The sequence below is a fragment of the Gammaproteobacteria bacterium genome (assembly GCA_011375345.1).
Classification (GTDB): domain Bacteria; phylum Pseudomonadota; class Gammaproteobacteria; order DRLM01; family DRLM01; genus DRLM01.
On the sequence record DRLM01000024.1, the window covers coordinates 1 to 8895 of the forward strand.

Sequence of the window (8895 nt, forward strand, 5' to 3'; positions counted from 1 at the left end):
AAGGTTCTTACCTCTTTGCTGAGAATTCCCCCACAAATCTTGCGTGAGGGAGGAAATAGAAACCGGCTTCGGTAAAACTTAGACCTTATTACAAAACATAGTTCCTGGCTAGCAAATAGACCTCACGGCTGTCCGGCCTGGAGGCTTTGGGTTTGCGGGTCACCACGGTTGCAAAGGTCTGACGAAGCGCCCGGATATAATCGTCGAAGCCCGCGCCTTGGAAGACTTTCACCAAAAACGCGCCCTGTTCTCCAAGCACGTTCCGCGCCAAATCCAAGGCCAGCCCGGCGAGGTCCATAGCGCGGGCCTGATCCGAACACTTCACCCCGGAAAGATTGGGGGCCATGTCGGATATGACAAGGTCCACCGACCGGGACGACAGCCGGCGCATCAGGCTCTCAAGCACGGCCTCTTCGCGAAAGTCCCCCTGAATGAAAGTCACGCCCGGCAAGGGATCCATGGGCAATACATCCAGGGCGATAACCCGGCCGGCGGGCCCCACCCGCCCGGCGGCGACTTGGGACCAGCCGCCCGGCGCCGCGCCCAGGTCCACCACAGTCATGCCGCGTTTGAACAAACGAGCGTGCTGGTCGATCTCCAAAAGCTTATAAACAGCGCGGGAACGGTAACCGGATCTGTGTGCGTCCTTGACGTAGGCGTCGGAAAAATGGCGCCTGAGCCAGCGTTTGCTGCTTTTAGCTCTGGCCATGACTGATACGGCGAACGCGCCACACTATCCACAAACCGGCGCCGCCGCCATACGCGGCAATGACGATCAACTGGGCAAGCCGGTTTTCGACAAAGGTACCGATCACCAGGAGCAGCACCGCCGCCGCCACGCAAGCCACCGCCAGTTCCAGCTTCACAGCATTGAAGGGGCTTCCCGCCACGGCGAAGCCGCGCCCGGGTGCTATACTTTTGCGTTTTTCGGAATCGGACATGAGATGTTGACTGAGAAGCAAAAACGCCATTTACGTGGCCTGGGCCATGGTTTGAAACCCGTGGTGCTGGTTGGGAATGCCGGCTTCACGCCCGCCGTGGCCCGGGAACTCGACGCCGCCCTGCTGCGCCACGAACTGGTCAAAGTCCGCATTAGCGCTGCCGGGCGGGACCAAAAGAGCCGGATCATTCAGGCGCTGTGTGAGACCTGCGGCGCCGAGCCGGTGCAGCGCATCGGCCACGTCGCCTTGCTCTTCCGCCGCAACGTGGAGCAACCGCGTCTTGAACTCCCTTAAGCCGCCCGCCGGCTGCCGTAGCCGGCCACCAGCCACAAGCCCAACAAGCTGGCACCGAGATACAGCGCCGACGACAGACCATGCAGCCGTGCGAATTCTGGGCCCAGCCCCGCGCCGGCCAAGGCCGCTTCGGCCTTGATGGACTGCATCTGTGGTTGAATCACAAACAGCATAACGCCGGCCAGCAGGGTCATGACGGCGATGACGATCGTCCGGCCGCGCTCCTGCCGCAACAGGCCGCTGGTAAAAGCGCTGACCAACAGCAAGGCCCCGCAGGCCACACCCAACCCGTTGACAATGCGGAACATCTGCCCGGCCAGTTCGCCCGCCAGGGCACGGTCGTCCAGCGCGTGAAACAAAACGGGCACCGCCAGGTAACCGACAGCCCACAGGCTTCCCACCCACAGCGTAAGCAGTATCCGTTCACCAATACCGCGAAAACGCGTCATCCCTTCCGCTGCCGGTGGCGGCTTACTCATAGCGCACGGCGACGATTTCGTATTCGCGCTCACCGCCGGGCGCGGTCACCACGGCGACATCCCCTTCTTCCTTGCCGATCAGGGCCCGGGCGATGGGGGAACTGATGGAGATCAAACCTTTTTTGATATCGGCTTCCAGGTCACCCACAATTTGATAGGTCACTTTCTCACCGCTCTCTTCATCAATCAAATCCACCGTGGCGCCGAACACCACTTTCCCGCCGGGGTTCAAACTGGTGACATCGATGATCTGGGCACGGCCCAGCTGTCCCTCCAGCTCAGAAATGCGCCCTTCGATAAAAGCCTGTTGCTCCTTTGCCGCATGATACTCGGCGTTTTCCCGCAAATCACCGTGGGCACGGGCTTCGGCAATGGCGTTGATCACCTGCGGACGATCAACGCTCTTCAGTTTGTTCAGCTCTTCGCGCAAACGGGCCGCGCCCTTGGCCGTGAGAGGTACTCGCGTCATGCTCCCCGCTCCTGGTGTAGTGACTGCAAAGAATAAACCCCGCTCTCGTCCAGCGCGTCAAGAGCGAGACTGGTGGCCTCCGCGCCCGCCATGGTGGTCGTATAACTGACCTTGCGCTGCAGGGCTTCCCGCCGAATAGTATAGGAATCCGCCAGCGCCTGACGGCCATCGGTGGTGTTGATGATCAAGCGTATTTCATCGTTTTTGATCATGTCCACAATGTGAGGCCGCCCTTCCAGCACTTTGTTCACCCGCTGGCAGGGCACGCCGGCTGCCTCCAGCGCCGCGGCGGTGCCGCGGGTGGCCACGATGTCAAAGCCTTGCTGGCGCAGGCGCTTCGCCACGGCAGCGGCGCGGGCCTTGTCGCAATCGCGCACGCTGATGAACACCTTGCCGCCCTGCGGCAGGTCGTTGCCGGCCGCCAGTTGGGCCTTGGCGTAGGCTTCGGCAAAAGTGCGCCCCACCCCCATCACTTCCCCGGTGGATTTCATCTCCGGCCCCAGGATGGGATCCACACCCTGGAACTTGAGAAAGGGGAAGACCGCTTCCTTGACCGCATAAAAACCCAGGCGGCACCGTTCCCCCACACCCTGCCGGGCCAGGCTGCGGCCCATCATGGCACGGGCGGCCACCTTGGCCAGGGGCAGGCCGGTGGCCTTGGAGACGAACGGCACGGTGCGCGAAGCGCGGGGATTGACTTCCAGTACGTAAATCAAGTCGTCTTGTATGGCGAACTGGGCGTTCATCAAGCCCACCACCTTCAGGGCCCGGGCCATTTGCTCCATCTGCTGGCGCAACGCCGCCTGCACGCCGTCACTCAAGGTGTAGGGCGGCAGGGAACAGGCCGAATCGCCGGAGTGCACCCCGGCCTGTTCTATGTGTTCCATGATGCCGCCGATCATCACTGCGCTGCCATCGCTGACGGCGTCCACATCCACTTCCACCGCGTTGTCGAGAAAGCGGTCCAGCAGCACAGGGGAATCGTTGGAGACCTGCACCGCGCTTTGCATGTAGCGCAGCAGGTCCTCTTCGCTGTACACCACTTCCATGGCCCGCCCGCCCAGCACATAGGAGGGCCGCACCACCAGGGGATAGCCGATCGCCGCCGCCAGGGCCACGGCCTGTTCTGCGGTGCGGGCGGTGCGGTTGGGCGGCTGCCGCAGGCCCAGCCCCCCCAGCAGCTTTTGAAACCGCTCCCGGTCTTCGGCCAGGTCGATGGAATCGGGGCTGGTGCCGATAATGGGCGCGCCGGCGGCTTCCAGGGCCCGCGCCAGCTTGAGCGGCGTCTGACCGCCGTATTGGACAATCACCCCCTTGGGCTGCTCCACGGCAATAATTTCCAGCACGTCTTCCAGGGTGAGCGGCTCAAAGTACAGCCGGTCGGAAGTGTCGTAATCGGTGGAGACGGTCTCCGGATTGCAGTTGACCATGATGGTCTCGTAGCCGTCTTCCTTGAGCGCCAGGGCGGCATGGACGCAGCAGTAATCGAACTCGATCCCCTGGCCAATGCGGTTGGGCCCGCCCCCCAGCACCATCACCTTGTCCCGCGCCGAGGGCGCCGCTTCGCATTCTTCCTCGTAGGTGGAATAGAGGTAGGCGGTGCTGGCGGCGAATTCCGCCGCACAGGTGTCCACCCGCTTGTACACCGGCCGCACCCCCAAATCATGGCGCCGCTCCCGGAGCGCCTGCTCACTGGTGCCCAGCAGGACCGCCAGGCGGCTGTCGGAAAAGCCCAGTCGTTTGAGCCCGAACAGGCGCGTCCGGTCCAACGCCTCCCAGCCCCCGGCCCGCACGGCTTGTTCGGTCTGCACCAGCTCTTCGAGCTGATCCAGAAACCACGGGTCGATACTGCTGAGCTCGTGCACCTCCGCCACGCTCATGCCCGCCCGGAAGGCATCGGCCACGTACCACAAGCGCTCAGGCCCGGGCACCCGCAGGCGCTGGCGCAGGGTTTCGGTGGCCTCATCGGCGCCGGGATCGATTTTCTCGCTCAGGCCGTCGGCACCCGTTTCCAGACCCCGCAACGCTTTTTGCAGCGATTCCTGGAAGGTGCGGCCCATAGCCATGACCTCGCCCACGGATTTCATCTGGGTGGTGAGCACAGCCTCGGCCTGGGGGAATTTCTCAAAGGTGAAGCGGGGCACCTTGGTCACCACGTAGTCAATGGTGGGCTCGAAGGAGGCGGGGGTGGCACCGCCGGTGATTTCGTTTTGAAGTTCATCCAGGGTGCAGCCCACCGCCAGCTTGGCCGCCACCTTGGCGATGGGAAAGCCGGTGGCCTTGGAGGCCAGGGCCGAGGAGCGCGACACCCGCGGGTTCATTTCGATGACCACCATGCGGCCGTTTTCAGGATCCACACCGAACTGGACGTTGGACCCGCCGGTATCCACCCCGATCTTGCGCAACACGGCGATGGAGGCATCGCGCATGAGCTGGTATTCCTTGTCGGTAAGGGTCTGGGCCGGCGCCACGGTGATGGAATCGCCCGTGTGCACCCCCATGGGATCGAGGTTCTCGATAGAACAGACAATGATGCAGTTATCCCGGCAATCCCGCACCACCTCCATCTCGAACTCTTTCCAACCCAGCACCGACTCTTCGATAAGCAATTCGTTGGTGGGCGACAGATCCAGGCCGCGCTCGCAGATCTCGACGAATTCTTCCCGGTTGTAGGCAACTCCCCCCCCGGAGCCGCCCAGGGTGAAGGAGGGACGAATGATGGTGGGAAAACCGATTTGCGCCTGCACCTGCAGCGCTTCTTCCATGCTGTGGGCAATGGCGGCGCGGGGTGTGTCCAGGCCGATCTCCTGCATGGCCTGGCGAAAGCGCTCGCGGTCTTCGGCCATGTCTATGGCATCGCGGGAGGCGCCGATGAGTTCCACGCCGTATTCCGCCAGCACGCCGTGACTGGCCAGGTCCAAGGCGCAGTTGAGGGCAGTCTGGCCGCCCATGGTGGGCAACACTGCATCGGGCCGCTCTTTGGCAATAATCTTCGCCACGATCTGCCAGTTCACCGGCTCGATATAGACCGCGTCCGCCATCTCCGGATCGGTCATGATGGTGGCGGGATTGGAGTTCACCAGAATCACCCGGTAGCCCTCGTCTTTGAGGGCCTTGCAGGCCTGGGCCCCGGAATAGTCGAACTCGCAGGCCTGGCCGATAACGATGGGACCGGCGCCGATGATGAGGATGGAATGGATATCAGTGCGTTTTGGCATGGATGGAAATGTCAGGCGGCCGGCGCTGCGCGCCCCCCTTGCGACTTGTGGCTTTTGATCAAACCAATGAAATGATCGAACAAGCCGGCCGCATCGTGGGGACCGGGGCTGGCCTCGGGATGGCCCTGAAAGCCGAAAGCCGGTTTGTCACAGTAGTGCAAACCCTGCAGGGAGCCGTCGAACAAGGAACGGTGGGTGGGCCGCACATGGGCGGGCAGACTGGCCTCGTCCACGGCGAAACCGTGATTCTGGCTGGTGATCATCACCCGGCCGCTGGCCAGGTCCTGCACCGGGTGATTGGCGCCGTGATGGCCGAATTTCATTTTCACCGTGCGCCCGCCGGCGGCCAGGCCGAGAATCTGGTGCCCCAGGCAGATGCCGAATACCGGTATTCCGGTGGCCACAATCTCGCGCACGGCGGCGATGGCGTAGGCGCAGGGCTCTGGATCGCCGGGGCCGTTGGAGAGAAACACCCCGTCCGGCTGCAATGCCAGCACCTCGGCGGCCGGCGTCTGGGCCGGCACCACCGTCACCCGGCAGCCGCGCTCCACCAACAGGCGCAGGATATTGCGCTTGACGCCGAAATCGTAGGCCACCACGTGGTGAAACAAATATTCGTCCACCGGCCGGGGCGGCTCGGCGTGGCCACCGGCCCACGTCCACCCCCCCTGCAGCCAGGTGTACGCTTGCGCCACAGTGACTTCCCGCGCCAGATCCATGCCCTTGAGGCCGGGAAACGCGCGCGCGGCTGCCACGGCGGCGGCCTCGTCCACGCCCGCCCCGGCCACGATGCAAGCGTTCTGGGCGCCCTGCTCCCGCAGCAGGCGGGTCAGGCGGCGGGTGTCAACGCCGGCAATGGCGACAACGCCGTGACGCCGCAGATACCCCCCCAAGGTATCCTGGCAGCGCCAGCTGGAAGGCCGCCGCGGCAGGTCGCGGATCACCAGGCCGCTGGCGTGGACGACGGCGGCCTCTTCGTCTTCCGGATTGACCCCGACGTTGCCGATGTGGGGATAGGTCAGGGTCACGATCTGGCGGCGGTACGAGGGATCGGTGAGAATTTCCTGATAACCGGTGATGGCGGTATTGAACACCACCTCTCCCACGCTCTGCCCGGCAGCGCCAATGGCTTCCCCGTGGAATACCGATCCGTCTTCCAGAACCAAGATGGCGGGCTGGCTCAAACTTCTACCCCCGTTACCCATATACAAAGCGGGAGAACGCCTGCTGAGGTGCGCCTCCCGCTTCAAAAACACAAACTTCGGAAATTTTACTGCATGAGACAGGGCAGTGTCTAACTCCCCGCGGCAAAACGACGGCGGGGTTCAGCGCAGGCCCAACACGTCCTGCATGTCGAACAGTCCCGTCTCTTTGTCCATGATCCATTTCGCCGCCCGCATGGCACCGTTGGCGAAGGTGAGACGGCTGGAGGCCTTGTGGGTGAGTTCCACCCGCTCGCCCATGCCGGCGAACATCACCGTGTGCTCACCGACAATGTCACCGGCACGCACCGTGGCGAATCCGATGGTCTCCCGCTGCCGCTCGCCGGTGTGACCCTGGCGGCCATAGACGGCGTGCTCTGTCAAATCCCGGCTCAGGGCCCGCGCCACCACTTCCCCCAGGCGCAAAGCAGTGCCCGAAGGCGCGTCCACCTTGTGGCGATGATGGGCCTCAATGATTTCCACGTCCACGTCGTCACCCAGCACACCCGCGGCCAGTTCCGCCAGCTTGAAACACAGGTTGACCCCCACACTCATGTTGGGCGCCACCACCATGGCCAGCTCCGCGCTGGCGTCGATGAGCTGCTGGCGTTGGCCGGCGCTGAAACCGGTGGTGCCCACCACCATGCGCCGGCCGGCCTCCCGGCAGACCGCCAGATTCGCCAGCGTGACTTCCGGACGGGTGAAATCCACCAGCACATCGAAATCGTCCACCATCGCCGCGAGATCGTCGCTGATGGCCACGTGGACTGTGCCAATGCCGGCCATCTCGCCGGCATCGGCCCCGATTCCGGTGCCACCGGGACGTTCCACGGCGACGCCCAGCACCAGCCCCGGCGTGGCGCAACAAGCTTCCACCAGGCTGCGTCCCATGCGTCCGGCGGCGCCGGTAATGGCGATTCGGATCAAATCATCACTCCTTACAATCAAACAGCTGCTCAGTTCACCACGAAGACACTGAGGACAAAACGAACCCTGATGCCTGTTTCAGGTTTTGATGTCTTCGAAAAATTTCTTGATCCCTTCCAGCCAGGATTTGTGCTTGGGGGAATGCTTGTGGGCCCGGGCTTTCATGGATTCATCAAACTGGCGCAGCAGTTCCTGTTGCTGCGGGGTCAGGTTCACCGGCGTTTCCACCACCACCCGACAAAACAAATCGCCCACCGGCCCGCCATGCACCGAGCGTACCCCTTTGCCTCGCAGACGATACAGGCTCCCGCTTTGGGTTTCGGGGTCTATCCTGAGCTTCACCCGGCCATCCAGGGTGGGCACCTCCAGTTCACCGCCCAAGGCCGCGGTGGTGATGCTGATAGGCACTTCACAAAACAGATTGCTCTCCTCGCGGGAGAATATGGGATGTTCTTTTACTTTGACGTAAACATACAAGTCGCCGGGCGGGCCGCCATGGTCACCCGCCTCACCTTCACCGGCCAGACGGATGCGGTCCCCGGTATCCACCCCTGCGGGGATTTTCACCGACAAGGTTTTTTGCTCCTGCACCCGCCCCTGCCCGCGGCAGCGACGGCAGGGATCCTTGATCACCTGCCCGGTGCCGCTGCACCGGGGGCAGGTCTGCTGCAAGGAGAAAAAGCCCTGCTGCATCCGCACCTGGCCCTGACCGTGGCAGGTGGGGCAGGTGCTCGGTTCAGTCCCCTCGCGCGCCCCGCTGCCCGCGCAGGCTTTGCAGACGACCAGAGCGGGCACTTTGATCCTGGAGGTGGTGCCATGCACCGCCTCCTCCAGGCTCAGCTCCAGGTTGTATCGCAAATCAGCGCCGCGGTGAGCCCGGCTGCCACCCCCGGCGCCCCGCATGCCGCCAAAGATATCACCGAAGATATCACCGAAAACGTCGCTGAAATTGGCGCCCGCTCCGGCTCCGGCGGCGCCGGGATCGACGCCGGCATGACCAAACTGATCATAGGCGGCGCGTTTTTGCGGATCACCGAGGACTTCGTAGGCCTCTTTGGCTTCCTTGAAACGCTCCTCCGCCACTTTGTCACCGGGGTTGCGGTCCGGATGGTGTTTCATGGCCAGCCGGCGGTAAGCCTTTTTCAGCTCGGCGTCGCTGGCGTTACGGGCCACGCCCAAAACCTCGTAGTAATCCTTCTTAGCCATTCTTATGGAAACATCGCAGTTCGGTGGTCTTCAATCTTCGATATGACGCGGGGGCGCTCCCGCTGAGCCGCCCCCGAACAAGCGCGTCAGGATATCAGGCCGGCCGCGCCGACCCAATAACCCGGAGCCATTATTTTTTCTCGTCTTTTACTTCCTCAA

General features: G+C 63.2%; 9 protein-coding genes. 1 reads left to right on the top strand and 8 read right to left on the bottom strand.

Going from position 1 to position 8895, the window contains the following annotated elements; translation table 11 throughout:
- Nucleotides 1–88: 88 nt before the first annotated feature.
- Complete coding sequence (gene rlmE, locus ENJ19_02125) at nt 89–709, bottom strand: 23S rRNA (uridine(2552)-2'-O)-methyltransferase RlmE (GenBank protein HHM04526.1); 621 nt, start codon at nt 707–709, stop codon at nt 89–91.
- Complete coding sequence (locus ENJ19_02130; GenBank protein ID HHM04527.1) at nt 696–941, bottom strand: hypothetical protein; 246 nt, start codon at nt 939–941, stop codon at nt 696–698. The genes rlmE and ENJ19_02130 overlap by 14 nt, the downstream gene beginning before the upstream one ends.
- A gap of 3 nt (nt 942–944) precedes the next feature.
- On the opposite strand from ENJ19_02130, the gene yhbY reads away from it, so the two are divergent.
- Complete coding sequence (gene yhbY / locus ENJ19_02135) at nt 945–1235, top strand: ribosome assembly RNA-binding protein YhbY (protein ID HHM04528.1); 291 nt, start codon at nt 945–947, stop codon at nt 1233–1235.
- Here the strand turns inward: yhbY and ENJ19_02140 are convergent.
- The 6 genes from ENJ19_02140 to dnaJ all read right to left on the bottom strand — a co-directional run bounded on the left by ENJ19_02140 (nt 1232) and on the right by dnaJ (nt 8736).
- Nucleotides 1232–1714 (bottom strand): DUF4149 domain-containing protein, encoded by a 483-nt coding sequence (locus ENJ19_02140; GenBank protein ID HHM04529.1) that lies wholly within the window; start codon nt 1712–1714, stop codon nt 1232–1234. The two genes, yhbY and ENJ19_02140, sit on opposite strands and share 4 nt — an antisense overlap.
- Entirely contained in the window at nt 1707–2183 is a 477-nt protein-coding gene (greA, locus tag ENJ19_02145) for a transcription elongation factor GreA (protein HHM04530.1), read from the bottom strand. Before greA ends, ENJ19_02140 begins: the two co-directional genes overlap by 8 nt.
- Nucleotides 2180–5401, bottom strand: coding sequence for a carbamoyl-phosphate synthase large subunit (gene carB, locus ENJ19_02150; GenBank protein HHM04531.1), 3222 nt, complete (start codon nt 5399–5401; stop codon nt 2180–2182). The genes greA and carB overlap by 4 nt, the downstream gene beginning before the upstream one ends.
- A gap of 11 nt (nt 5402–5412) precedes the next feature.
- Entirely contained in the window at nt 5413–6606 is a 1194-nt protein-coding gene (carA, locus tag ENJ19_02155) for a carbamoyl-phosphate synthase small subunit (GenBank protein ID HHM04532.1), read from the bottom strand.
- A 120-nt stretch (nt 6607–6726) separates the two neighbouring features.
- A complete protein-coding gene (locus ENJ19_02160) occupies nt 6727–7530 on the bottom strand; it encodes a 4-hydroxy-tetrahydrodipicolinate reductase (protein ID HHM04533.1) in 804 nt (267 codons plus the stop codon).
- Nucleotides 7531–7608: 78 nt separating this feature from the next.
- Entirely contained in the window at nt 7609–8736 is a 1128-nt protein-coding gene (gene dnaJ / locus ENJ19_02165) for a molecular chaperone DnaJ (protein HHM04534.1), read from the bottom strand.
- Nucleotides 8737–8895: the final 159 nt, after the last annotated feature.